The 24,472-nt window shown below is 34.1% G+C and carries 37 protein-coding genes, 1 tRNA gene, 2 pseudogenes and 1 other annotated feature; of the genes and pseudogenes, 27 read left to right on the top strand and 13 right to left on the bottom strand.

Annotated features, from left to right (window positions below; all coding sequences use genetic code 11):
- Positions 1-14 precede the first annotated feature (14 nt).
- On the top strand, positions 15-755 hold the full coding sequence (locus EHR_RS00880; protein ID WP_010719816.1) for an MBL fold metallo-hydrolase: 741 nt from the start codon (positions 15-17) through the stop codon (positions 753-755).
- A gap of 10 nt (positions 756-765) precedes the next feature.
- Positions 766-1,770, top strand: coding sequence for a lipoate--protein ligase (locus EHR_RS00875; RefSeq protein ID WP_010738270.1), 1,005 nt, complete (start codon positions 766-768; stop codon positions 1,768-1,770).
- Positions 1,771-1,915: 145 nt separating this feature from the next.
- Here EHR_RS00875 and EHR_RS14035 read toward each other — a convergent pair.
- Positions 1,916-3,765: pseudogene (locus EHR_RS14035) on the bottom strand (hypothetical protein).
- Between the two features lie 217 nt (positions 3,766-3,982).
- Between EHR_RS14035 and EHR_RS00860 the strand changes: the two are divergent.
- The 5 genes from EHR_RS00860 to EHR_RS00840 all read left to right on the top strand — a co-directional run bounded on the left by EHR_RS00860 (position 3,983) and on the right by EHR_RS00840 (position 8,021).
- Positions 3,983-4,522: a signal peptidase I gene (locus EHR_RS00860; RefSeq protein WP_010719813.1), complete on the top strand. Its 540-nt coding sequence runs from the start codon at positions 3,983-3,985 to the stop codon at positions 4,520-4,522.
- 70 nt (positions 4,523-4,592) lie between these two features.
- Positions 4,593-5,279, top strand: a complete 687-nt coding sequence (locus EHR_RS00855; RefSeq protein ID WP_010719812.1) for an O-methyltransferase — start codon at positions 4,593-4,595, stop codon at positions 5,277-5,279.
- Between the two features lie 159 nt (positions 5,280-5,438).
- Positions 5,439-5,512: transfer RNA gene (locus tag EHR_RS00850), tRNA-Arg, on the top strand.
- Positions 5,513-5,909: 397 nt separating this feature from the next.
- Complete coding sequence (locus EHR_RS00845) at positions 5,910-6,269, top strand: DUF1304 domain-containing protein (protein WP_010738267.1); 360 nt, start codon at positions 5,910-5,912, stop codon at positions 6,267-6,269.
- A gap of 132 nt (positions 6,270-6,401) precedes the next feature.
- Complete coding sequence (locus EHR_RS00840; protein WP_010738266.1) at positions 6,402-8,021, top strand: SulP family inorganic anion transporter; 1,620 nt, start codon at positions 6,402-6,404, stop codon at positions 8,019-8,021.
- A 146-nt stretch (positions 8,022-8,167) separates the two neighbouring features.
- Here the strand turns inward: EHR_RS00840 and EHR_RS00835 are convergent, their stop codons facing one another.
- Entirely contained in the window at positions 8,168-8,821 is a 654-nt protein-coding gene (locus tag EHR_RS00835) for a uracil-DNA glycosylase (RefSeq protein ID WP_010719809.1), read from the bottom strand.
- A gap of 141 nt (positions 8,822-8,962) precedes the next feature.
- Positions 8,963-9,039 (top strand) — a sequence feature (ribosomal protein L21 leader region).
- Between the two features lie 19 nt (positions 9,040-9,058).
- On the opposite strand from EHR_RS00835, the gene rplU reads away from it, so the two are divergent.
- From rplU to rpmA, 3 genes are read left to right on the top strand one after another with little or no spacing between them, the layout of a single operon-like run.
- Positions 9,059-9,367, top strand: a complete 309-nt coding sequence (gene rplU / locus EHR_RS00830; protein ID WP_010719808.1) for a 50S ribosomal protein L21 — start codon at positions 9,059-9,061, stop codon at positions 9,365-9,367.
- A gap of 28 nt (positions 9,368-9,395) precedes the next feature.
- Entirely contained in the window at positions 9,396-9,740 is a 345-nt protein-coding gene (locus EHR_RS00825; protein ID WP_010738265.1) for a ribosomal-processing cysteine protease Prp, read from the top strand.
- Positions 9,741-9,752: 12 nt separating this feature from the next.
- On the top strand, positions 9,753-10,046 hold the full coding sequence (rpmA, locus tag EHR_RS00820) for a 50S ribosomal protein L27 (RefSeq protein WP_010719806.1): 294 nt from the start codon (positions 9,753-9,755) through the stop codon (positions 10,044-10,046).
- Between the two features lie 92 nt (positions 10,047-10,138).
- On the opposite strand, the gene EHR_RS00815 is transcribed toward rpmA, so the two are convergent.
- From EHR_RS00815 to EHR_RS00785, 7 genes are all read right to left on the bottom strand, one after another.
- Positions 10,139-11,287, bottom strand: a complete 1,149-nt coding sequence (locus EHR_RS00815) for a site-specific integrase (RefSeq protein WP_010738264.1) — start codon at positions 11,285-11,287, stop codon at positions 10,139-10,141.
- A gap of 12 nt (positions 11,288-11,299) precedes the next feature.
- Positions 11,300-11,614 (bottom strand): hypothetical protein, encoded by a 315-nt coding sequence (locus tag EHR_RS00810; protein ID WP_010738263.1) that lies wholly within the window; start codon positions 11,612-11,614, stop codon positions 11,300-11,302.
- A 61-nt stretch (positions 11,615-11,675) separates the two neighbouring features.
- Positions 11,676-12,215 carry a DUF4352 domain-containing protein gene (locus tag EHR_RS00805; protein ID WP_010738262.1) on the bottom strand — a complete coding sequence of 180 codons (540 nt, stop codon included), beginning with the start codon at positions 12,213-12,215 and terminating at the stop codon, positions 11,676-11,678.
- 161 nt (positions 12,216-12,376) lie between these two features.
- Positions 12,377-12,922 carry a hypothetical protein gene (locus EHR_RS00800; protein ID WP_010738261.1) on the bottom strand — a complete coding sequence of 182 codons (546 nt, stop codon included), beginning with the start codon at positions 12,920-12,922 and terminating at the stop codon, positions 12,377-12,379.
- A gap of 3 nt (positions 12,923-12,925) precedes the next feature.
- A complete protein-coding gene (locus EHR_RS00795) occupies positions 12,926-13,894 on the bottom strand; it encodes an exonuclease domain-containing protein (protein WP_010738260.1) in 969 nt (322 codons plus the stop codon).
- A gap of 74 nt (positions 13,895-13,968) precedes the next feature.
- Positions 13,969-14,421, bottom strand: coding sequence for an ImmA/IrrE family metallo-endopeptidase (locus tag EHR_RS00790; protein WP_010738259.1), 453 nt, complete (start codon positions 14,419-14,421; stop codon positions 13,969-13,971).
- A 12-nt stretch (positions 14,422-14,433) separates the two neighbouring features.
- Positions 14,434-14,847 (bottom strand): helix-turn-helix domain-containing protein, encoded by a 414-nt coding sequence (locus EHR_RS00785; protein ID WP_010738258.1) that lies wholly within the window; start codon positions 14,845-14,847, stop codon positions 14,434-14,436.
- Between the two features lie 268 nt (positions 14,848-15,115).
- Between EHR_RS00785 and EHR_RS00780 the strand changes: the two genes are divergently transcribed.
- Positions 15,116-15,316: a helix-turn-helix domain-containing protein gene (locus tag EHR_RS00780; protein WP_010738257.1), complete on the top strand. Its 201-nt coding sequence runs from the start codon at positions 15,116-15,118 to the stop codon at positions 15,314-15,316.
- Positions 15,317-15,329: 13 nt separating this feature from the next.
- A complete protein-coding gene (locus EHR_RS00775; RefSeq protein ID WP_010738256.1) occupies positions 15,330-15,542 on the top strand; it encodes a hypothetical protein in 213 nt (70 codons plus the stop codon).
- Here the strand turns inward: EHR_RS00775 and EHR_RS00770 are convergent.
- Positions 15,532-15,816 carry a hypothetical protein gene (locus EHR_RS00770; protein ID WP_010738255.1) on the bottom strand — a complete coding sequence of 95 codons (285 nt, stop codon included), beginning with the start codon at positions 15,814-15,816 and terminating at the stop codon, positions 15,532-15,534. The genes EHR_RS00775 and EHR_RS00770 overlap by 11 nt on opposite strands.
- Positions 15,817-15,917: 101 nt before the next feature.
- On the opposite strand from EHR_RS00770, the gene EHR_RS00765 reads away from it, so the two are divergent.
- Complete coding sequence (locus EHR_RS00765; protein ID WP_010738254.1) at positions 15,918-16,139, top strand: hypothetical protein; 222 nt, start codon at positions 15,918-15,920, stop codon at positions 16,137-16,139.
- Between the two features lie 589 nt (positions 16,140-16,728).
- A complete protein-coding gene (locus EHR_RS00755; protein WP_010738252.1) occupies positions 16,729-16,947 on the top strand; it encodes a Thoeris anti-defense Tad2 family protein in 219 nt (72 codons plus the stop codon).
- Here EHR_RS00755 and EHR_RS00750 read toward each other — a convergent pair.
- Both EHR_RS00750 and EHR_RS00745 read right to left on the bottom strand, forming a co-directional pair.
- Positions 16,937-17,287 carry a hypothetical protein gene (locus EHR_RS00750; RefSeq protein ID WP_010738251.1) on the bottom strand — a complete coding sequence of 117 codons (351 nt, stop codon included), beginning with the start codon at positions 17,285-17,287 and terminating at the stop codon, positions 16,937-16,939. The genes EHR_RS00755 and EHR_RS00750 overlap by 11 nt on opposite strands.
- A gap of 221 nt (positions 17,288-17,508) precedes the next feature.
- Positions 17,509-18,012, bottom strand: coding sequence for a DUF2321 domain-containing protein (locus EHR_RS00745; RefSeq protein ID WP_014834211.1), 504 nt, complete (start codon positions 18,010-18,012; stop codon positions 17,509-17,511).
- 87 nt (positions 18,013-18,099) lie between these two features.
- Here EHR_RS00745 and EHR_RS00740 point away from each other — a divergent pair, with 87 nt between their 5' ends.
- Both EHR_RS00740 and EHR_RS14170 read left to right on the top strand, forming a co-directional pair.
- A complete protein-coding gene (locus tag EHR_RS00740) occupies positions 18,100-18,384 on the top strand; it encodes a hypothetical protein (RefSeq protein WP_010738250.1) in 285 nt (94 codons plus the stop codon).
- Positions 18,385-18,532: 148 nt separating this feature from the next.
- The gene (locus tag EHR_RS14170; protein ID WP_010738249.1) at positions 18,533-18,679 is read left to right on the top strand and encodes a hypothetical protein; all 147 of its coding nucleotides are present in this window, start codon (positions 18,533-18,535) and stop codon (positions 18,677-18,679) included.
- On the opposite strand, the gene EHR_RS00735 is transcribed toward EHR_RS14170, so the two are convergent.
- Positions 18,680-18,892 carry a hypothetical protein gene (locus tag EHR_RS00735; protein ID WP_010738248.1) on the bottom strand — a complete coding sequence of 71 codons (213 nt, stop codon included), beginning with the start codon at positions 18,890-18,892 and terminating at the stop codon, positions 18,680-18,682.
- Positions 18,893-18,970: 78 nt separating this feature from the next.
- Between EHR_RS00735 and EHR_RS00730 the strand changes: the two genes are divergently transcribed.
- From EHR_RS00730 to EHR_RS00690, 11 genes and pseudogenes are all read left to right on the top strand, one after another.
- Positions 18,971-19,159 (top strand): hypothetical protein, encoded by a 189-nt coding sequence (locus EHR_RS00730; protein ID WP_010738247.1) that lies wholly within the window; start codon positions 18,971-18,973, stop codon positions 19,157-19,159.
- Positions 19,156-19,308 (top strand): hypothetical protein, encoded by a 153-nt coding sequence (locus EHR_RS14165; protein ID WP_010738246.1) that lies wholly within the window; start codon positions 19,156-19,158, stop codon positions 19,306-19,308. The genes EHR_RS00730 and EHR_RS14165 overlap by 4 nt, the downstream gene beginning before the upstream one ends.
- Positions 19,309-19,380: 72 nt before the next feature.
- Positions 19,381-19,674 carry a hypothetical protein gene (locus EHR_RS00725; protein ID WP_010738245.1) on the top strand — a complete coding sequence of 98 codons (294 nt, stop codon included), beginning with the start codon at positions 19,381-19,383 and terminating at the stop codon, positions 19,672-19,674.
- A complete protein-coding gene (locus EHR_RS14160) occupies positions 19,671-19,820 on the top strand; it encodes a hypothetical protein (RefSeq protein WP_014834210.1) in 150 nt (49 codons plus the stop codon). The genes EHR_RS00725 and EHR_RS14160 overlap by 4 nt, the downstream gene beginning before the upstream one ends.
- A gap of 81 nt (positions 19,821-19,901) precedes the next feature.
- Positions 19,902-20,849: a YqaJ viral recombinase family nuclease gene (locus EHR_RS00720; protein ID WP_025480543.1), complete on the top strand. Its 948-nt coding sequence runs from the start codon at positions 19,902-19,904 to the stop codon at positions 20,847-20,849.
- A 1-nt stretch (position 20,850) separates the two neighbouring features.
- Positions 20,851-21,786, top strand: coding sequence for a recombinase RecT (locus EHR_RS00715; protein ID WP_010738242.1), 936 nt, complete (start codon positions 20,851-20,853; stop codon positions 21,784-21,786).
- A 39-nt stretch (positions 21,787-21,825) separates the two neighbouring features.
- Positions 21,826-22,585: pseudogene (locus tag EHR_RS00710) on the top strand (DnaD domain protein).
- Positions 22,586-22,599: 14 nt separating this feature from the next.
- A complete protein-coding gene (locus tag EHR_RS00705) occupies positions 22,600-23,451 on the top strand; it encodes an ATP-binding protein (protein WP_014834207.1) in 852 nt (283 codons plus the stop codon).
- Entirely contained in the window at positions 23,452-23,646 is a 195-nt protein-coding gene (locus tag EHR_RS00700) for a hypothetical protein (RefSeq protein WP_010738240.1), read from the top strand.
- Between the two features lie 17 nt (positions 23,647-23,663).
- The gene (locus EHR_RS00695; RefSeq protein ID WP_010738239.1) at positions 23,664-23,924 is read left to right on the top strand and encodes a hypothetical protein; all 261 of its coding nucleotides are present in this window, start codon (positions 23,664-23,666) and stop codon (positions 23,922-23,924) included.
- Positions 23,921-24,334 carry a hypothetical protein gene (locus EHR_RS00690; protein WP_010738238.1) on the top strand — a complete coding sequence of 138 codons (414 nt, stop codon included), beginning with the start codon at positions 23,921-23,923 and terminating at the stop codon, positions 24,332-24,334. Before EHR_RS00695 ends, EHR_RS00690 begins: the two co-directional genes overlap by 4 nt.
- Positions 24,335-24,472 lie beyond the last annotated feature (138 nt).

Genomic DNA, 24,472 nt, shown 5'->3' with positions numbered 1-24,472 from the left:
AAAGGAGAACGATCATGAAATTAACTGTATTAGGTTGCTTAGGCGCCTATCCATATAAAAATCAAGGAACGACTAGCTATTTATTGCAGTCAGCTGGCTTTAACCTACTGATCGATGCTGGTAGCGCCACCTTGATAAAATTACAAGAGCATCTTGAACCGTTAGAACTTGATGCGGTTATCTTGAGCCATTACCATCATGATCACATCGCTGATCTAGGTGTATTGCAATATTATTGGCAACTACATCCTGAAAAAGAACCAGGAGCTATCTTGCCAATCTATGGTCATACTAAAGACACTTTTCATTTTGATGAGTTAACAATGCCAAACGTGTCAGAAGGACGTGGCTATTTTGAGGCAGAAGAATTGAAAGTAGGTCCTTTTTTAATCACGTTTATGGAAACCATCCATCCAGTGGTGTGCTATGCCATGCGGATCGTCGAAGAAGCGACTGGCAAAGTCTTTGTTTTTACAGGTGATTCCGGCTATTTGGAAAGTTTTGTAGAATTTGCTGAAAATGCAGACTTATTTCTAGCAGATACTTATCTGTTTGCTGGTAATGAACGACACAAAGCGCACTTTACGTCAAAAGAAGCGGGGGAACTTGCGAAAGCAGCAAAAGTCAAAAAGCTAGTATTGACCCATTTACCTCAATTTGGGGATCTTACACAATTACAGAACGAAGCGCAACAAGCTGCGGGTGATACAGTAGAAGTAGCACTAGCAAAAGTCGATAAAGTATTTGATATCTAGGAGGAAGACAATGATTTTTGTACCGAATGACAAGCATGATCCACGTATCAATCTAGCAATTGAACAATTTTTACTCCAAGAAATGCCTGTTGATGAACCGATTTTATTGTTTTATATCAATGAACCATCTATCATTATTGGGCGTAATCAAAACACGATCGAAGAAATCAATCGAGATTACGTTGAACAACAGGGCATCCATGTCGTTCGTCGTTTAAGTGGCGGTGGAGCCGTCTATCACGACTTTGGAAATTTAAACTTTAGTTTTATCATGCCTGATGATGGCGATTCTTTCCGTGATTTTGCTAAAGTTACTAAGCCAATTATTCAAGCTCTTCACGAATTAGGGGTATCTGGAGCGGAATTAAAAGGCCGAAATGATTTAGTGATTGATGGTATGAAATTCTCTGGTAATGCAATGTATGCAACGAATGGTCGAATGTTTGCCCATGGAACTATCATGTTTGATTCTGACATCAATGAAGTGGTCAATGCGTTAAAAGTAAAAAAAGATAAAATCGAGTCCAAAGGGATCAAATCGATTCGTTCTCGTGTGACCAATATCAAACCATTTTTACCTAAAGAAAGACAAGAGATGTTAACAGAAGAATTTCGTGATGAAATTCTATTAAAAATATTCGGAGTAGCAACGTTGGCAGAGGTTAATACGTATCAGCTAACAGACAAAGACTGGATCAAAATCAACGAAATCTCTGATCGCTATTATCGTAATTGGGATTGGAATTATGGGAAATCACCTGATTTTAACTTTTCGAGACAAAAGCGGTATCCGATTGGTTCGATCGAAGTCCATCTGAATGTGTCACATGGTTTGATTGATGATGTGAAAATATTTGGTGACTTCTTTGGGTTAGGAGAGATAAAGGACGTCGAAGAAAAACTGATTGGACAAAGATATGATAAATCAGTTTTAAGTGATGTAGTAAAAACGATTGATATCAAAAAGTATTTTGGTGCGATCGAAGCTGAAGATTTTCTTGCTCTTTTATATTGATCGAATGTTAGTCATTAGTCAAAAACAGGGAACACCAATGATTGGTGTTCCCTGTTTTTTATCTTTTTTTGAGAAAGAGAACGAATATTATTTTGTCCGCTCAAACCTTCATTCAATGAATCAATTTTCCAATCTGCCAAAGACATTATATGCTTTTCTTGGGATTTGTTTTAGTCAATTGGATGATTAAACGATCTACCTGACTATCTTTTTCCTGAGTCAACGTTCCTGCATAACGTTCCGCCACATCTTGGATTATTTTTAAATCAAACTGTTCTTGTTCAGCAAAGTTTTCGGTAATTCCTTGTGAAAAGAGATTTGTTTCATAGTTTGCGCTATGTTCACAACGAATCAATAGTTGATTTTCTTTTTCCTGCATCGATAAATAAATTTTTCGATGTGTTGGATCTTCAATGGCATGTGTTTCTCTAAAAGAATGTTCTAAGACATGAATCAGTATTTGGGTCAAGTCATCATCATTGACGGTCAATACTTCTGGTAGTTCGGCTTGAAACTTCACCTTGATATTTCGCTTTGATGCAATCTCTTGATAACGAGCTAAAATAAGATTAGTGAGTTGGTGAGAGGAGTAAGAGAAAATAAATTCAAAATTTCGAGCATTAGTTAAGATAGTTTGCACATAATTTTGTACTTCATCGGTTTCTTCTTCCTTGACCAAATGTTCTAAGTTTTCCATAGTCTGGATAAACTCAGTTCTTAATGTACTGATTTCTTGAATGTGATCACGTAGCTGATCATAATGTTGTTCAAGTAAATCCGATTTTGTTTTCAAGAAATTAACAGTTCGCTGATGCTTATCAAAGCTGATGATGTACTCGATAATATTATAACAAATGATAATAATCAGAATTATCATAAATAGAATAGTAGACCAATTAATATTTGCATTATAAATACCTAATGATGGTTGGATATAAAGCATACAATGGAAAATGGCAATCAGCACAATCCACGGTGTACAAGCAATGAAAAAACGATTATTCCGATAGGCTTCCCCAACACAGACAAGGGAAGTAACTAATGTACTGATTACACTAACCGCATTAACAATGGGCATTAGTTCAGTTAATTCTCCTACTGTCATCAATGAATAAATAAGGACACCTATTTGGATGGAGACTTGCAGAAAACAAAAGAGACCATATATTTTTTGATAATGTTTCATTCGGGATAAATAATACAATACCAGAAATACTGAAGTTAAAATAGTAAATGTATCAGATAAAATCGAATGGACGATTGGTTCAAAAAGGATGCCGCTTAATATATCTTCAGAGATTGATTCAAACCCTAAGACTAACGCAAAACAACTGAGAATGATCAGTGAAATATCTAGTGTCTTTTTTTGTAAAGCTTAAAAATGGCGTACACCAATATCCCAATTCCTAAAAAGATGGCAATGATCATGGTAACTACTTGAGGAACAGATTGGGAAAAAATAAAGCTGATGATTGGTCCCGTATTTCCAACATAAACTTTTGGTGGAATACCCGAATAGTTTTCATATGGTGAAGTAACTTCGATTTTTAAGTGTTCACCAGCATAATGTGTAGGCAGATCAATAACTGCCAAAGATAAACCAGGATGAAGTTGGTCTTGTTCATTTGTTCGATCATATAAAAGTTGATCATTTAAATAAACTTTTATCTATTGGTTGTTTCCCCGAATCACTAAGTTCGAATCGTCCATCTCTTCTTTTAATATAGTTTCCATCACAAAAGTTTCATTTCTTTCAACTGTTGGAAGGTAACTAATATAATGACTATCAAAACGAAAATCAGGTTCATTTTTTAAGTAAAATTCCCATGAATTTTTTATTTCTTTGACCTTTCCACTATCAGAAGGAGTAAAAATATAATAAAAGAAATATACTGTTATCATTAAAAATAACGTTGATAATAGAATAGTGAAAAACCATTTTATCTTTAATGAGTTCGCTTTTTTAAAATATTCAATGTTATTAAAAAAGTTCATAATGTGTCCTTTCTAAAAGTAACATTTTTTTTAGGGTAAACGTTTTTTGTTTTCTAGTCAATCATAAACCTGCATAAAGTTAGATAACCAGAGTTGTTTTTTAGATTTTTTTTAAAATTCTTTCAATTCGTTGTAGAAGAAATAGAGTTAAAATTGATAAAATTAAATCGTTATTATATGATGGGAAATAAGAAATGAGTAAAGGGAGTGGAAACTAGTGCCATTTTATAAAAAAATAACCTATATTAGTTCAATTACACTGATTGTTATTTTAGCGATCATTTTGAGCATTATTTTACTTCCTAAAATAGCTGGTCTATCAACCCATATTATTGAAGATCGTGGTATGAGTCCTTACTATAGCCAAGGAAGTTTGATCTATGTACGTCCGAAGAAACCAGAAGAATTGTTGGTTGGTGACGTGATTACGTACTATGAAAACTCAGGAGAGCAAATAACCACCCGACGAGTGATCGCAGTGGAAAAAGACCATCAAGACTTTTATACTAAAGCAGATAGTTCTACGCAGACCGAATCCGGTGTAGTGGGGAGAAGATACATCATTGGAACGCCCATTTTTCAGATTCCCTATATTGGCATTCTTTTATCAAAGTCAGCATTTACTTGGATGCGCTGGCTATTTTTTACCATCGCCTTTTGTTTGACCGGTATTACAGCTTGGAATATGCTAGATGAATTTGAAAAAAAGAAAAGTTTCAATCGGTTTTTTACTCATAGCCAACGAAAAGGAAAGTGAGTGTAAATTTGTTTGCAACTTGTGGATTTGTCAGGTTCTTCGTATAATAATTTGGAAGAGGAGGCAGATTATGCGTAATGAAATGATGCATCGTCCGGTAGTAAAAGAAGAGTTAGTTGATTTTATGCGGACAAAACAGAAAAAACTGTCTGGAGAGCTTGGTTTGATTGAAGAAGAAGCCCATTTAGCGGAAGTACCGATCATTCCCCATGAAACAGTCGTATTCATGCAGTTTTTATTAGGGCAATTAAAACCAAAGAATGTTTTAGAAATTGGTGCAGCTATTGGTTTTTCTTCTAGTTTGATGGCTCAATTAATCAGTGAAAAAGGTCACGTCACGACGATCGATCGTTTTGATGTTATGATCAAAAAGGCCAAGGCAACTTATGAAAGACTTGGCTTAACCGAAAAAGTTACTTTACTAGAAGGACAAGCGGCTGATATTTTACCAGAACTAACTGGGCCTTATGATTTTATTTTTATGGACAGTGCCAAATCGAAATATATTGAGTTTTTACCAGAATGTTTACGTCTGCTAAAAAAAGATGGCGTATTGATGGTTGATGATATTTTTCAAGGCGGAACGATTTTATTGCCTGATGAAGAGATTCCTAGAGGTAAACGTGCCATTCATCGTAAATTAAATGAATTTTTACAGGTCGTCATGACCCATCCAGACTTGACTTCCACATTAGTGCCGCTAGGTGATGGTGTGATCTTGATAACTAAAGAAAAAGAGCAAATTCATCTACCTTAAGAGTATTTACCTTGTTACGACAAAAAGCTTGCTTTTTGTCGGACACTAGGTAAAAGAGGAACGCTTTCTATTGAGCAATCTTTTTTATTGATAAAATAACTATTTCATATTGACAGAACCAAAATGATTCTATATAATTATTTTTGTTCCGAAAAAGCTGTCATAGTAGCTCAGCTGGATAGAGCATCCGCCTTCTAAGCGGACGGTCGGGGGTTCGAATCCCTCCTGTGACGTAAAAAAAACCAAAACCGGTAGAAACGAAAGTTTCTACCGGTTTTTCTTTGTTCTGGTAGTTGGACCAAATGGGTACGTAGCAAGTATTCTTATGATACACAGTCTAATCAGGTAGGATTTTCTACTTACTAGGTATGTGTTAAAAAAGAATATATTGGATGTTTTTCTAAGTAAAAGGAGTAGTTAAAATTTTTACTCTACAAATTCATACATTCGTGTATTTTAACTTCGTTTAAGCAGAAATCAGTCCATCCTCTATAGGTGGATGATGTTTGGTATCAGGGGATCCAAGGTTCTTATAATATAATCGCTACAAGTGTGTTTGTTTTTTATTTTTGAACGGTTCGGCTATACTTATTCTAAGCCGATAGGCAGAAATGAATAGGGGGAGAAAATATGTCGATTATTTCACAAATTATCATTACATTAGTTGCAATTGAATTTTTTTATATCATGTATTTAGAAACCTTTGCTACAACTTCTAAAGCAACTGGCAGAGTATTTAAAATGAGTCAAAAAGAATTAAGTAATTCGTCGGTACAAACGTTATTTAAAAATCAAGGTGTTTATAATGGATTGTTAGGTATTGGTTTATTGTATGCCATTTATATTTCGTCTGCACCAAAAGAAATGGCAAGTTTGTTATTGATTTATATTGTACTGGTCGCAGCTTACGGTAGTATCACTAGTGACAAACTAATTATTTTGAAACAAGGTGGTCTGGCAATCATTGGATTACTGACTCTTTTGATTTGAGTTAATCTTATTTTATAAAAATTTTCATGAAAACGCCTATAACTTTGTGAAAAAGCTGACATGAGTTAGAAAAATATGCTATTCTAGTAGTTGCGTGTTTCATAAAATTTTTATAAAAAAGGAGTCTCTAGGTTGTTCAAAAAGTATATTTTTTTACTAAATGAAGAATTTGACGGATATGATCGTCAAAAATTCCAAAAAGATTTATTAGCTGGTATTACTGTAGCTGCAGTAGCTTTACCTTTAGCGTTGGCGTTTGGCGTGTCCAGTGGTGCAAATGCTGCGGCAGGATTAATTACAGCGGTTATTGCTGGACTTATTATTGGTGGCTTGTCAGGTGGTTTTTATCAAATTTCAGGACCAACAGGCGCAATGGCTGCGATCTTGATGTCGATTGCAGCTACTCAAGGGATGTCTGGGGTGTTACTGGCGACATTTTTAGCAGGACTATTATTGCTAGTGGCAGGCATTTTTAGATTAGGAACATTGACCTCTTTTATTCCAGCTCCAGTGATTACTGGATTTACCTCGGGAATTGCTATTATCATTGCCTTGGGTCAAGTGGATAACTTGTTTGGTGTCCATTCAGAAGGTGCAAATGTGATTGAGAAGTTTCTCAGCTATCAGACCTTTGGCTTTTCGATAAATTTTTCCTCCTTTATTATGGGATTATTAGTGATCATCGGAATGATTATCTACCCCAAAAAATGGGCTCAAACTATACCAAGTTCTTTGATGGCAATTATTCTTGCAACGGTTGCGATGTTCTTGTTTCACTTGCCGATAGCAACCGTGGGAAAAATTCCACAGACGTTGATCAGTAGCGATCGCTTAACGTTTGCAGCCTTTCATCTTGATTCTTTAAAAGAAGTGATGGTGCCAGCGATTAGCATTGCCTTGCTTGGCATGGTGGAAAGTTTGCTCTGTGGTGCTTCTGCGGGACGAATGGCAAACAAACCATTGGACAGCAACCAAGAACTTGTTGCGCAAGGAATCGGAAATCTAATTTTACCATTTTTTGGAGGCATTCCAGCGACAGCTGCGATTGCCCGAACAAGTGTGGCAATTAAATCAGGGGCACAGACTCGTTTAGCTGGTATCATTCATGCTTTGGTTTTGTTTTTATCTATGATTATTTTTGCACCAATTATGTCAAACATTCCTATGCCAGCTTTGGCAGGAGTGTTGATTGTTACTGCTTGGCGCATGAATGAATGGGAAACGATCAACGTCTTGTTCACTAAGAGATATTGGTCTGGCATCTTATTATTTTTGATTACTATGGGATGTACCGTGATTTTTGACTTAAGTATTGCGATCGTCATCGGCATTATCGGTGGCTGTATTTTCTTTGTGATCAAAAGTGCGGCAATCACGATCTCGGTTGAAACAATCGATTGGGAACGAATGGATTTGCCAGAAACGAAAAAATTAGATAATTGGACAGTTGTCTATATTAGCGGACCACTCTTTTTTATGTCTGCTGAAAAATTAAAAAATACATTAGCTGATCTAAATCAAAAAGAGGGGATCATTTTTTCTATGCGTGGTGTTCCAAGTATTGATTTAACTGCCCGGGCTGTTTTTGATGAGTTTCAAGAAAAAGCTGAAATGCGAGAACAAACGATTATTTACACCTCGCTACAACCAGAAGTAGAAAAACAACTACAGCATTTATGGCAAAAAGCTGGCTTTGAGCAACACCAAACAGTAGCGCATGCACTCTCAGCGCTGCATGAACAATATACGTAATCAGTCATGAGCAGGAGAAATGTTTTTGAGAAGCAGGGCAAACAAAGTGTTTTTTGCAGTGTTTAATTAAAATAAGCTATAAAAATTCAAAAATCCCGAAACAGCTTTTTTTCTGTTTCGGGATTTTTTACCTATGGAAGCTGTGGCTATTGATTGCTAGGATCTTTCTCGAGATAGTTTGCTAAGGTAAGCCAGTCTTTGCGGATCACGTCAGCTAATGTTCGATTGTAAAAAATAGCTGCAGGATGGAAAAGCGGGAGGATCTGGTAGCTTTTATCACTCCACTCGTAAGCATCTTTTTGTTGATTCAGTTTTAAAATAGGCCCAGTATAAAGCTGACCATGATTTTTAGAGATCGTATAAGCAGAACCTAATAACCGTTGCAAACCGATATTGCCTAATGTAGCAATCAAATGGGGCTCGACATGTTCGATTTCATAATCTAGGATCGGCGCATGAGCGAATACTTCCGCTTTCGTTGGTGTCCGATTCGGATAAACAGTTTCTGCTTGCTGAGTTCGTTTATTGAGTCGTTGGACTGTCCGATAAGGTCGACTTCTGACTGCACTAGTAATATAAACATCTTCTCTTGTCAAACCAGCTAGAGCAAGAGTTTGCATTAGTTCTTTGCCTGCTTGTCCGCTAAAAGGAATATGATTATCGATTTCTGTTTTGCCAGGAGCTTCACCTACCAGCATCAGTTTTGGGTGGAGTGGGCCTTGACCAGCAACGAAACCTTCTACCGCACGACCTTGCATACGAATCGTTGCTTCTTGAACCAATTCATCAGGATAGATCATTCGTTTACCTCCTTCGTCTTCACTAACATTATAATTAGCAAAAGTGAAAATTGCGATTGATTGACTTAAGAAAAGTTCTAGAATCTAGAGTTGACGAATGCGCTAGTTTCTGGTAATCTAGTACTGTTGTAATTGTGGACTCCACAGCTACAACCGCACAGAACGAGTTTGTAAGTACAGGTAACTTGTCACTCTGGATGGCGAGTCTAAGTCTATTATAAGGAGGTGCTTTATAGCATGTACGCAATTATTAAAACTGGTGGTAAACAAGTAAAAGTTGAAGTTGGACAAGCAATCTACGTTGAAAAACTTGACGTTGAAGCAGGTGAAAAAGTTGTTTTTGACGAAGTTATCTTAGTAGGTGGCGAAACTACAAAAGTAGGCGCTCCAATTATTTCTGGTGCAACTGTTGAAGGTACTGTTGAAAAACACGGCAAACAAAAGAAAGTCGTTACTTTCAAATACAAACCTAAAAAACATTCACACCGTAAACAAGGTCACCGTCAACCATACACAAAAGTGGTTATCGACGCGATCAACGCTTAATTAGCGCTTGAGAAAGAAGGCCTGAATAATGATCAAAGGAACATTTAAACGTAATGACGCTGATCAAATCGTTTCATTTACTTTGACAGGGCATGCTGATGCTGGTCCTTATGGGAGTGATATCGTCTGTGCAGGAGTTTCTGCATTAGCGATCAGTACTGTCAATGGGATTGCCTCATTAGCTGGTTTTGAACCAATTGTCGAAATGAATGAAGAAGAGGGCGGTTATTTATATACCGAAGTCACTTCAGGATTGACACAAGAGCAAAACAATATTGCCGAGATTCTATTAGAAAATCTCTTGTTGGGATTACAATCGATAGAAGCTGAAAATTCAGAATATATCCAAATTAAAACAATTAATGATAAATAGGAGGTGCAGACCATGTTGTTATCAATGAATCTACAATTCTTTGCCCACAAAAAAGGTGGCGGTTCTACATCTAACGGACGCGACTCAGAATCAAAACGTCTAGGTGCTAAACGCGCTGACGGACAAACAGTTACAGGTGGATCAATTCTTTACCGTCAACGCGGTACAAAAATTTATCCAGGTGTGAACGTGGGTATTGGTGGAGACGACACTTTATTTGCTAAAGTTGACGGAGTAGTACGTTTCGAACGTAAAGGCCGCGACAAAAAACAAGTGTCTGTTTATCCAGTAGCTCAAGAAGCTTAATAAACAAACTGCTCTATCTCTTGTGTAGCAAGGGGTGGAGCTTTTTTGTTAATTAAGAGAATTTTTTTGACCATACTTTTGACCATACTTTCTTAGAAGTTAATATAATTTGTTAGTTTTTGTGTTGTTTCTTCTTTTTTACTATTAGTAATGTGTGTATATGTGTCCATAGTAGTTTTTATATTTGCGTGCCCCATTCTTTCTTGTACTTCTTTGTGATCTGCACCAGCCTCATATAGCATTGATGCATGAGTATGTCTAAAACCATGCAGACCGATATAGGGTAAGGCGGCACGCTCACGATATACATTGTATCTTTCTGTTACTGCCTGATTAATTGTGAAACTATTTTCGTCATTGGTAAACAAATAATTAGCTTTGGTAAATCCCAATTGAAACAAGTACTTTCTTTGTTCAAGCTTCCAAAATTTTAATTGTTTTATAGTTTTTTCATCTAAATAAATTATTCGATTTGATTTTTTTGTTTTAGGAGTTTCAGATATATAATATTTGTCTGATCGGGCTACAGTTTTTTTAATGGTCATTTCATGTGTTTTAAAATTAATATTGTCCCAAGTAAGTGCTAATATTTCACCGATTCTACATCCGCTGAATGCTAATAGTCTAAAGAGCGTATAGTCTCTGTTTTTTAAATATGGATTCTGTTCTTTAGATACTTCACTTAGAAATAATTCCAACTGTTCTTTTGTATATAATTTTAATTTCTTTTCTGTTTTAATTTGTGGTTTTGGAATAATTAAATTTAATGTTGGGTTATCAGATATTAAACCAATATTTATAGCATATTTAAAAACTTTGTTCATATAGTTAACGAAAAGAGGGTACTGTTTTGAAGTTCCTTTTTCACTCCAATCATTTACTATTTTTTGACAATATGCTGTATTAATTTTAGAAAGTTTAATATTTCCAAATTTTGGATATATGTGTTTGTCAAAGATGATTTTAGTCCTTGAATATGAACTTTCTTTCACGGTTTTTTTATAGTTTTCTAGCCATAATTCTGCTGCTTTTTTGAAAGTAGTATTTGTACTTATTGGCATTCCTGCTTTTTGTCGTTCTAATTCCAATCTAGCTAGTGCGATTTTCGCCTCTTTTTGTGTTTTGAATCCTCTTTTAGTTGTATATCTCTTTTTTCCAGTTAATGGATCAATACCAAGATATGTCTTGAAGTACCACGCTTTTTCACCATTTTTCTTCTGGTATTGTTTAATCATTGCCATAAAATTCAACTCCTATTCTAATTCTATTTCTAAAATACTGTTATCAAATGATTCTAAAATCTCATTTTTTTCTATAAAATCAATCCATTCTTGATATCCGTTGTATTTTGGAATTCCTAAATGAGATTTAAGTTTTTGATAGGTATTTGCCACAATTTTTTTCCATTCTTCTTCACCAGTGCGAATGATTTTATCATCATCCCACTTTTTTGTTTTTCCAGTTCGTTTACTATTTTTTGATATTTGATAGTCTTTCCATTTTGTTAAAAATATATGTTTTGAATTAGAGTTATTTTCTAACCATTCTTTGAATTCTTGATATTGCATGTTTTTCTCCTTTCGAATGTATGTTCTTGTAGGTTGTAAAAGAAAAGCCCGAAGGCTTTTACTAGTTTAATAAAATATCTACAGTTTCATCGTTCCAAAATGATGTTTTATATTGAAGTTTCAATTTTGCATTAGGGTCTGCTTGTCCCACAAGGTTACCAGTAACAGATGCCCCATTGTCTAAGTCTCCATAATGAAGTTGTTCAGTGGCAATATTATCAGTAACAATTTCATCTACATCTGTTGCATTACCATTAGCATTTAATTTAAAATCATATGGATTATAGCTTTGTTTTTGATCGGTATTGTTGGTAATAGTAACATTTATAATTACATATTGTTTTCCAGTATCAGGAGTTTCATACTCACTACCATTGCTGAAGTTTACATTATTTACTTTAATTTCATATCCTTTATAACTAACAGTATCTCCTACGTGGTATTCTTTAGATAAATTATTATTAGTACCTGCCTTATCTGCATTTTTCGAAGTGCCTGAATCCCCACCAAAAAAAACGAACACTAATGTAATGCACAGTATTATAAAACCAATAAATACACCAAAACAACCAAACATACCTTTTCCAAAACTTTTTAGCATAAAATTCCTCCTCTACAAAACTTTTCAAATTTAGAAAAAGATAATAACCTAAGAAAAGTTTTGCTTGCTATTATTTATTTGCAGTCAAATAGCCGAGGAAATTCGGTTAGGTAGTCCGTGTTGGTAGCACGGGCTTTTTAGCATGTTTCAATTTATTTACACTATTTTTTTATTTTGTAAGAACGTGTAATTATTTGTTTTGGCAAATTCAATTTAAAGTCTAATTTTTCCATATTATTGTTTGCATCTAATTTATATTCAAAATATTTTTCATCTCTTAAAGGGATTACTTCGTTATTTAATAATATTTCAGGAACTTCTTTTGGATGTATATTATTTTGATATTTAATTTCTCCTATAATTTGAATTTCATTATTTATATTTTTTTGAGTATATTTTACTTTTGGAAGATAATGGATATATTTTTCAATTTCAAATTGCTTAACTAAAGAATGTTTATATTTAATTTCTTTCTTTTCTTTCGCAAAATAAAAGAACTCTTTCTCTAAATCCGTTGGTTCTTCAGTAAATACAATTGACTCATATTTAATAAGAGGAATATCGGTAGTGAAATAAAAACTATCATTTTCATAAATAGATAATAGAATCGATTCCCCTGAAGCAATTCCTAAATTATTTCTTTGCGTATGTGGAATTTCAAGAAATAAAAATACAGAACCGTTTTTAGAAGTAATTTTTTTTAACATTACTTAAATCTCCTTTTTTAGCAATTGTAAGAACTGTTCTTCATTAAGCATTTTAATTGATATTCCATTTTCAATATATGCTAGGCATTTGATTTCTTTTGAACTATGAATGCCATCTTTAAGATTTTTAGCGATTTGTTGACCGACTATTAAATAATCAGTGTTTTTTGTAACAGTTTTTGTTATAGTTCCTCCATGAGAAGTAATAATACGTTCTAGAGATGTTCTAGAAAAATTTGAAAATTGTCCAGTATAAGCTATTTTCTTATTAGCAAGGACTTGAGGCTTTCTTTCTTGTCTCTCTCTTTTATTGAAATCTCTATTTTTTAAATTGTTATATATTTCATAAGTTGCTAAAACATCGTTTAGAGCATTGTGGGCTTGAGTTTCAATTTTATAAAAATCGGTTAGTGTTTCAAGTCTGTAATTTTTTACATTCAAAGGAGTTGTTCGAGCCAAATTGACCGTATCGACAGCTAATCTATCTTTTAAGTCTAATCCGTTTCTTGCTAGAAATGGTAAATCAAACGTTTTTACATTATGGCCTACTATTGGAAAATCCTCAATAAAGTCAAGTAATTTATCGGATACTTCAGTAAAAGTTGGAGCGTTTGCTAATATTTTTTCATTTATATTTGTGAGATAAGTAATTTGAGTAGGTAAAGTACTATCTCCTATACTCACATAAGAATCAAAAGTATCAAATATTTTGTCATTAATTACTTTAACTGCAGCAATTTGAATAACTTTATCTTCACGTCCAAATCCCGTAGTTTCAATATCAATTAGTACATAATCAGATGGCAAAGATGCCAAACTTTTCTTATTATCATAATTTGTATTAGAATATAGATGGATAACGTGAGCAATTAATCTATATTGCTCTGTTTCTTTTAAATTAGTTTTGTCCAAAAAGTTTTGAATTGTAGTATCATTTAAGATTTTTTTAATCGTTTGTTCAAATGGTTTCATATCTTTCCTCCATTTACAAAGGCATTTATTTTCTTTTTTCCAATGTGATTATCGTTTTCTACATTATGAGCCTTTTAATGTTGTAGCACAAAGTGCTCTAGAGTATGTGGTAACCCTAAGTATTCAATAATTTGGAACTGACTCATATAAGATAAATTTTGTTTATCTATTGTTCTAGTTAACATTTCAATTGCAAATGTGTTGGCTTCAGCTTCTATACCATAAATCATGCGATTCAGATTATTTGCCCTGAAAGCAGCTGTAGAAATACCTTTATGGAGTCTAACGTGGGCTATTTCATGCCATAATACAAATCTTTTCATAGAATAAGATAGATTTTGATTGATTAATATTACATAACATCTTCTATTGTGTATAGTTTGTCCTAATGTTTTATTTCCTAAATTAGTTTCAATTAAATCTATATCAGAGTATTTGATTATTTTATATGGATTAATTGCATCAGACCCAAATTCCACAAACAATTTTTCTATTTCTTCTAAAATCCAGTATTTGTTTAAATGCATATAAAAGCCCACCTATTGACGATATTTTTTAGGAGTGAATTTTTTCTTTGCTTTAACCTTAGTTAAGGATAATGCAAGTTGAATTGCATCGTATAATTTTTCCTTATCTTCATCGTCTAAAGGTTCGCCATAATAATTTGTTTCAGCATCTGAATCTAAGCCTTCAAGTAATTTTTCAGCTTGTAGAGCAATATCTTGTTTATCTTTCTCTGTTAAATCATAATAATGGCGCTTATCAGTACGTCCTAAAAGATAATCAGTTGATACATCAAAGTAATCTGCTACTTTTTGTATTTTGTTTATCCCTGGATTTTGCTGATCCCATTTTCTGATTGAACTATTTGGAAAATTTAATTTTCGTTCTAACTCTGCTAAAGTTAAGGATTGTTCTTGTGCTAATTCTTTAATTCTAGCTACTAAAGTCATTTTCTTTCTCCTTACGCCTAAAAAAAGATAATAAATTCCTTTTTGTTGTTGACAAAGAGAAAATAATACTTTATACTCTTTTTTGTAAGCAAGATATTTACAACACACAAAACACACGAGCTATTAGCGAAAAGTCCGGCAAGACAATAAAGAAAGCTTGTTTGTTGTGCGCTGTATTTCCTATGCTTACATAATAGAATATATTCCTTTTTAAGTCAATAAAAAAGTAATAAAAGGAAGGAAAATAATCTGTTGGAGGTGATATTTAATGACTTTAAAACAACAAGTACAAATCGCTCTTGTTAAAAAGGGTTGGAGTCAACGAGAATTAGCTCGACGAATGGGTATATCAGTTACTTATTTACGAGATATTTTCGTCGAAAAAAGAAAACCTAAGGGACGTTTGAAACAAATCGAAGAACTTTTAGATATCAAGTTAGAAGTAGATTCTAGCAATCAACCAGCGTGAGGAGGTGAGAAGGATGGAAAGGGTTTTGAATATAACGATTCGATTAAAAGACAGTATTAAAGAGGTTGCTGAAGCGTTTATAAAAGAAGCATCAACATATGAAGATGCAGTTATGAATGTAATGGCTCTAAAAGCATATCATTCTGATTCCAAAAGCCATTATATTATTGATGAAATTTGCGATGAAATCAGAATGATTGCCTTGAAACAAAATACTAACCAATAGATTCTAGAGAGACAATGGCTGAAGTTTTAAAAACTTTATTTGGTGTATCTACTATAGAAAACCAATCAGAATGACCAAATAATCCCTTAAGTCCAGCAATTGGATCAGAGGTACAAATTGAACTTCCGTCTAGGTTGGATCCTTCAAAAATCATAGTTGCATAATACATGTTGTCTTTGTTATCAGTCCGATTGTCAGATTTCCATGCATGTATAACTGTGTTAGTAGATATATCTAATGTTTCACCATTTGAAAAAGTGATTCTTGTAAACATGTTACCACCTCCTTATCAGTATTTCAGCCTGTCACTCTGATAAGAAAATTTTAGCAAAAACAAAAATGTCAAACAACCAGCGTGGTTATACGAGGTGTAGTATGAAGAGTTTAAAAGAAAATCTTCTATCACCCGATGTTACATCTTTGATAGAAGAATACGAAGAAGTTATAAAAGAGTTTAATGATTTGGCAAAAGAACCACCTGAAAAAATCAAAATAAAGATTATAGCGGAGGGACATATCCAGTCTGGACAACAGAGTTGTACTGTGACGAAATGGTTAGAGGGAATTCCTTATTGCCGCGAGATGTATAAACAGTAATAGTATTTTTACCTATTAGAGATTCATCGAACATGAAAAAAAGTAATCCAGTAACTGATTCAAATGGAGCAATTGTTATAACAGGCTTTAAAACATTGTTGTTATCAAGTGCTATTTCTATTTTCTTTTCCAACTGAATAAAATGTGATTTCATCTTTTTTAGTCGAATTAGTTTCGATTGTCACAGAATAATGTTTTGCATTGTTAGTAAATATGCTGAATTTGTATTTATCGTTAAGTGAAAAGGAATTTATTGTAACTGGAATTGAACTATTATTTGTTATTACGACATTTGGAAATAAACGATATCTATATTGGAAATAATTGTCGGGATTTTCAGTTGAGAAGCGATCTATTTTCCATTCGCTAATATTCTCATCTAACACCTGTAATTGAAGATTGAATTTTTTATTATATTCATTTTTCAAAGTAAATAAAAAGGCGATTGTAGAAAAAACAAATGATAGTAGAGGTAAAAAGAAACTGAGTATAAGATTCAATTTTTTGTTCCTTTCATTCAAGAATTATTAAGTATTGATGATAGTTTATCAAAATAACAAATTTTAAACAACCAGCGTGAGGTGAGAATGTGAATATAAGAGAGGCAATAGATATTGCGTTACCTAAAGGAAAAGCAATTACTAGAAAAGAATGGCAAAAAGAAGAGAGAATGTTATGGATTATCCCTACTAATACATCTGCTTGCATGATTTTGCTTAGCAATAGGGAACCAGTAGAACGCAAATTGCTACTCGGATGGCAACCTACAGCAGAAGATTTACAAGCAGATGACTGGGTTACTTATTAGAAGGTAGTAAAGATTTTAAAGAGACTAATGATTTAATTGCATCCTCAATTTTGTTTCCAGCTCTATATTCCATATAACTAATGCCGTTAGTTGTTAAAGAAACATATTGATAGATATCAGAGCCACCAGTTGCAGAAATTAGTCCAAGTTCTTTTAGTTCATCAAGTAGTCCTTTTAAATCTTCTTCCCAAATTTCTGGTACTAAATTTCCAATATTAGATTGGTGACCGAAAATTTTTGCTTTATTTCTAGGAATACCATTTTTATAACGATCTAAAAACTCTTTATACATCGCTGTTAGAACATACTCTGATTCGGATGGCATTTGAATATTTTTCATATTTTCACCTCCTTAGTTCAATTATATCAAACGGGGTGAAAATCAAACAACCAGCGTAGGAGGTGTAATAAATGTTTAGTCGTTTTAAACCAAGAATTAAAAAACTATTAGGAGAAAAGGTTATTTGAAGTATCTGAAAAGAAAACACGATTACACTAAATGTTCTTGGTGTAACCGTGTTATAAGAAAAGACTCAAATTTTTGTTGTTGGTGTGGAAAAGCTAATTTGGAAAAATAGTTTTTTTAACTGATTCTGATAATACATCTACAAGAAGATTGTAGAGCGAATCCTTAACTAGTTTTGAGGCGTTAGAAAAACCTTTTTTAAATTTAGCTTCTGCTAACTTGGTTTTAGGAGTGTCAACCAAGAGATCTGGAATAGCGGTTTTTATAAGAAGTTTATCGCTATCAGGTAAATCTTCATCTAAAGAAAGAAGCTCAACAGCACTTTCTAAGATGAGTGAAGTCCACGGGTAAGGGTTTGAGCAATGACGACAATATTGGGGAACTGGTGTTATATAACCAAGAGTAATAACTCCATCAATAGTTTTGTGCCCTAGTATAGGTATCCTACAAGTCGGACAGGTGGTGATAACTTTGCTTCCGCATTCTTCGCAATATTCTTCAGGCTGAGGATCTGAATTGATAGTGGACCGATCACTTATTTGGTGACCATTAGTACAAACTTTCTGAAAATATTGTGTTCCTATGTGGATTACCTCCAATATTATTTATTTCAGTGGACCACTCACTGATAAGAAAATTTTAGCAAAAGAAATGAACAAAAATCAACAGTGTAGGAGGTGTAATCTATGCAACTAAACATTCCAGATGAAGTAATTCAAAACGAATTAGCAAGTAATATTACTTTTATTGTTTTGAAAGAAATCGAAAAGCGATCCAGCTTGTTGACTAAAACTGTTGAATTACCACCTTACCCGAATAAGTCTCAAGTAAAAGAAATATTGAGAATTGGTGATGACAAATTAAGCGGTTGGATTTCAAAAGGTTTAAAGATTCAACAATGGAGTGAACAAGATATTCGAATTGAACGAACTGAATTACAACGATTTTTAAAAGAAACTTTTGAAATTTAAATATTTAAACTTGTTCTACATTCACCACTTCCGAAAAGAGGAGTTGTAGATTTTTCTCCTTTCTATATCTGCTACTAATACTATTTTTTCATAATGCAACTCCTCTTTCCGGAGGTGGTGACGGTGAGAGGCAAAGGAGGTGAGAAAAATGGAAGAATATGCAGAAAAGCAAAAGGAAATACTAGATATCAAAGTAAACATTTTAAAAAAGGCTGAAAAAGCTATGGAAGATGCTGTAAAAGAAGAAAACTCCGCAATGGTTGCAGCCATTGCAGAGCTCTTAAAAAATTACTAATTACTTTTTCTGATTTTCAAGGTTATCAGGAAGTTTACCGTTGACTAGAGTATAGGAAAAATCAAGGTAGGCTTGAGCAACTTCTTTTACAGATTTTGCTTGGCCTTTAACAGAAGTTCTTCCGCTTTCATACGCTACTTCTTTTTCATGATTTAACCAAGCTATAACAAGATCGACGGCTAGTTCATTAGTACTTTTGTTAACTTGAGACATATGTTTTCACCTCCATTTCTATAGAAATATTTTATCAAATAGAAATGGAGAAATTCAATAAACGAAAGGAGAAGTGATATGGCATATACCTTGCAACAAGAAAACCAAATACTTGGATTGATTAAATGGCGCAGAAAAGTATTGCAAGAAGAGCGAGAAGCGCTAAAAAAATCTAAGCAATTGACAGATAGCCAAGCGAAACTGATTGAAATTGAGCTTGAAGATTTACGTTTTTTAGAAATAAAAAATAGGGAGGCTAGATTATGATGACAAAAGAGAAAATTGAATTTATTAAAACTGTATTTCCAAACATTGAAAAGATTCTAACTTTCGCAACAGAAGATAACTTAAATAAGTTATTTGAACAAGCGCAGCAAAAAGTTGATTACGAGTTAACGGAGGCTCAATTTGAATAAAAAAAGACCAATTAGCAATGAGGGTCGCTAATTGGTAACAAACAAAAATATATATCAGGAGAATTATAACATATGAACAAAAAAATTGAAAATCTTATTGAAGAATTAGCTAATGAATGTGAAAAAGAAAGCTTAGGTCTTTCACTAGCTGTGGCAGATGATGAATGTGTGGCAATCAAAATCGCTGGACCAGCTAATCTTTACGCAATTAGTATTTTTGAACAAGGAAACATCATTAAGAAATCGTTTCGAAGCAATTGCAATTGCGAAGAGTGTCAAACTTTTAGACGAGCTGTCCTTAAGTATCAGAAAGAAATGGTGTTCCATTTAATGGAGGAATCTGAATTGCTGGAGGAATTTGAATGATGAATGAAAAAACAATTGATTTACTCATTATTTTATTTTTCACGTTAGTGATTGTATCAAAAAAACTACGTCATCTTTGGCTTGTTATTCGCAATTGCCATGCTTGTGCTTTGCGTATTAGCAAGCAGAAAAGAGGGGAAACATGAACGAGTTAGCAAATCTTGACAATTATTTAACTGATCCTGATTATGCTAAACCACCATATGAAGCACCAATCGACGAGGAGGATGAAGATGAGTAAATCAACTTTAGACATGAGTCATCAAGAATGGCTCGAAGACCGCAAAAGAGGTATTGGTGGTTCTGATGTCGCAACCGTACTTGGATTGAATAAATACAAATCTCCTTATCAATTATGGCTTGAGAAAACGGGTCAAATTGAATTGAAAGATTCAGAGAGCGAACCAGCTTATTGGGGCAATGTTTTAGAAGAAGTTGTTGCCAAAGAATTTCAAGAACGAACAGGCAAAAAGGTCCGTAGAAGAAACCAAGTGTTTGAACATCCGTTACATCCATTTTTAAGAGCCAATATCGACCGTGATGTAGTAGGAGAAAATGCCATTCTTGAATGTAAAACAGCGAATCAATTTCTTAGCAAAGAATGGGAAGGAGAAGAAGTGCCACTCAGTTATTTGTGTCAAGTGCAACATTATATGAATGTTTTGAACAAGGATTATTGTTATATCGCTGTGTTGATTGGTGGTCAAAGATTTATATGGAAACGAGTTGAACGAGATCAAGAACTGATTGACATCATCACAGAACGGTTAGTTGATTTTTGGGAAACAAACATTATTGGCGGAGAAGAGCCACTGATCGATGGAAGTAAAGCAACATTAGATTTTCTAAAAGAGCGTTATTCGGAATTAGATTCAACTGAAATTATGCTTCATGCCGATTATGACGTTCTACTCGATCAAAAAGAAGAGTTGCTCAAAAATAAGAAGGAATTAGAGAAGAGTATTCGACAAATCGACAATCAAATTATCCAAGAACTTGGAATAAAGAATGCCTCTACAGGTATCACACCTAATCGGATTATTTGTTTAAAATCAGTCGTTTCTAAACGAAAAGACTTGAAGAAAATAGCAGAGAAATATCCATATGTAATGAAAGATGAGGAAATTTACAGCTTATCAACTTCAAATAGATTAGTGATAAAGGAGATTCAGTGATATGGCAACAAGTAAAGATTTAAAGAATCAGCTAACAGAACAAAACAATCAAGCAGTGGATGTTTCAAAATTAGGTTTTAAAACATTGATGAGTCAGCCAGCTATGAAAAAGAAATTCAATGATATTTTACACGAAAAATCAGATGCTTTTATGGGTTCTCTTTTAACGTTAGTTGGTGGCGATGATTATTTATCTAAAGCAGAGCCGATGACTATCATCGCTTCTGCTTTAAAAGCAGCGACGATGGATTTACCAATAGATAAAAATTTAGGCTATGCCTATATTGTTCCATTTAATCGGAAAGAAAAGGTAGGAAAAGATTGGATTACGCATAACGAAGCCCAATTCATCCTAGGATACAAAGGCTATATTCAGTTAGCACAACGTTCTGGACAATACAAAGCACTTAATGCAATAGAAATTTATGAAGGGCAATTAATTGAATGGAATCCTCTGACAGAAGAGTTGCAGTTTGACTACAATGCGAAACAATCTGATCGAGTTATCGGTTATGTTGGATTTTTTGAATTACTAAATGGGTTTAAAAAAACTGTTTATTGGACGAAGCAAGAAGTAGAAGCTCATCGTATCAAACATGCCAAAGGGGTTGATAAAACAAAGCTAACCGGAGCGTGGAAAGAGAATTATGATGCGATGGCGATAAAAACCGTCTTACGTAACATGTTAGCTAAATGGGGAATTTTATCTGTAGAAATGCAAAATGCGGTTACTTCTGATGAAAGAGTTTTTCGATTTGACGAAAATAATGATCTTGTAGAAGAAGTTACTTTAAATGATGCAGAACCAATTGAATCAGAACGTAAAGAAGCAGAAAAAGTGGAAGACGTATCATCAGCGTTTGATGAATACGAAGAAACAGCAAATACAGATGAACAACAGGATTCATTGTTCGATGATATGAATCCACCACTATAGCGAGGGAGTTTTCCCTCGCTTGTCTAAGGAGGAGTGATGATGGACTATATTCGACAAATTTTAGCGTTTGACGATTATTTAATGTACAATCAGGGACTTTCATCTGGTCAAATTGCTTTATGGCGTGCATTGATGAGCATAAACAATAAAGCAAGATGGAGTGAGTGGTTTACGGCAAGTAATCAAACGCTTGAAACTTTGTCCGGTCTTTCACGCCAAGGAATAAATAAAAATCGAAATATCCTTAAACAATTAGGGTTGATTGATTTCCGAAGTAATGGAAGAAAAGCAACCTCTTATCATATATGTAAACTTTATACGTCAAATAGTTTACAAGAGAGTGTACAACATAGTAGCGAAATAGTAGCACAAAAGTATACAACACAGTTGCGCAACAGTAGCACATTAAATAAACATAAACAAAACAAAAACGAAAACAACACTGTAAATGCTTCTGGATCTAGTATAGATTTTCATTCAGAAATTAGCGCAACAGGTTATTGGTTAAATCAAGTGAATCCAACAGAATCACCAATGGTCTTAGAATCTATTCGTTTTTGGGTAAATGATTTTCAAGGACAAGATGAAATTGTCATCATGGCGATTGAAGAAATGCTGAAAAATGGTGCTAAAAAATTATAACTATCTCGATAAAGTGCTGAAAAGTTGGGAAAACAAGCAACTAGACACCGTTGAGAAAGTGAAAAAGTATTTGCAAGGTCATTATTCAAAATCGCCTAGAAATGCAAATAAAACGCTTGAATACGAGAAATTTAGCACAGATGAGTTGCCTATTTGAGAGGAGGCGTAGGCATGGAAACCGTTGGAGAAATCATGGAAAAGCTGATACAGAAAGTGCTTGTCCAACGTGGCGAATGTCCTGAATGCGGACAGCCCTTGTATGGCTGGCGTACGAAGAATCCTGATGGCTCAGAGCGCTGTAAACCAACCTGTATGCAATGTGGGTATAAAGCATTGCGAGTTCAGGAAGACTTACAGACAAAACGAATTTACAACGAAAGCCTGAAAGCAAGAGCCATCAACTTTTTCAAAGGTGGTTCTGTCGTGCCTAATAAAGCGTTGTTTGATTGCACATTGCAGAATTACCAAATTGTCGACCAAGAAACAAAACAAGCCGTTGAGGTAACCAAACACTTTGTTAATTCAGTTTTGTTAGGAAATCCAAGTCACCTTGTTTTAACTGGCAAACAGGGAACAGGTAAAAGTCACCTAGCGATGGCAGCAGCTTGGGAAGTTTTGAAGCGATCAAACTACGACAAAAAAATCTTGTTTATCGGGCTACAGGAAATGTTGGACCAAATCAAGTTTTCGTACAACAATCCTGAACTGAGAAAAACGATTGAGAGATCGTTGATTGCAGATATCAAAACAGCGGATTTAGTTGTCATTGATGATATCGGATCAGAATTAGGAAAAGATGCATCGGAAAGTCGAGCGTTTGGCATAAACACGCTAAATTCATTTTTGGATGCACGACAAAACTTAGCAACGATTATCACAACGAACTTGTTTGGCAAAGAACTGAAAGAAGCCTACGGTACGAGGACGACATCAAGAATGTTTGTCAATTCTGATGGATTTACGATGGTGTTTTATCAAACAGCAGATAAACGATTAAAACCAGTAAAAGGAGCGATAGCGTAGGTGGGACAGCCAAAACAAACAGGTGGGACACCTAAGAAAAGACCGAGATTTTCTCTTGATGACTACACTTTAGCAAAGCTTGCTTGGTTATATGAACAAGATATCAAGAAAGTAAGTCATCGAATCTATCCATCGGATACGTTGAAGATAATCATTAACGAAGCGTATACAGTACGCAGAGCATTTAGAAATTAGCTATTGGATGGTTAAGTGTGGCATACGTTGTAAAAGCAATGTGTTATGTCGATTCAGAAGGATGTGGAGTTCCTAACTTAAAAGGAGCTAAACGTTATGAATCAAAGGAAATGGCAGAATTAGCTGCTTATGTGAGCAATGGCGAAGTAGTGGAGGTAAAAGATTATTCTCAAAAAACTAATAAAATCAATCCGTCTAAAAGGAAAAATTTGATAAAAGAAAAACAACCCAAGTCTAATCAGGCTTGGATGAAAAGTAGCAAGGAGTTAATTTTATGAAACTAACAGAAGATTTTAAATTGATTGCATTGAATTTTCAGGCAAGAGAGCCAGAAGTTACTATTTCAAAGTATGGAATAAATTTTAGTAAAGCAGCGGCAGAATGCTTAAAATTTTCGGAGTATGCTTTAGTTTACTTGAATGATAAAACCAAAATAATTGCAATTGTTCCAGCAGATAAAACAAGTAATAGAGCAGTTAAGTTTTATAAACCAAAAAACAAAACCAGCAGAAATCCTAGTATTAAAAACGGCAGATTTCTTAGTGTTTTAGCGAAGATGTGTCAATGGGATATTGAAAATAAAACTTATTATGTGAAACCAGAATATCTTGAGGATGGGAAAGGTATTTACCTTGATTTAAATAAAGCTGAAGAAAAAGAACGTCGTATTTTTGGACGAGGTGAGTAATCATGAGCAGAAAAAAGAAATTCATTCCATAAGTTAACCAAGAAGTCGAATGCTTCTGTTGTGACTCAGAACGTGAGACACCATGGCTATATCCGTTCTCAGGATACGTAAAACATGTTTATGACAATTCAGCGATGG

This window comes from Enterococcus hirae ATCC 9790 (assembly GCF_000271405.2).
Lineage (GTDB): Bacteria > Bacillota > Bacilli > Lactobacillales > Enterococcaceae > Enterococcus_B > Enterococcus_B hirae.
The sequence above is the reverse complement of the archived record's forward strand: the minus strand, read 5'-3'. Positions and strand labels throughout refer to the sequence as shown.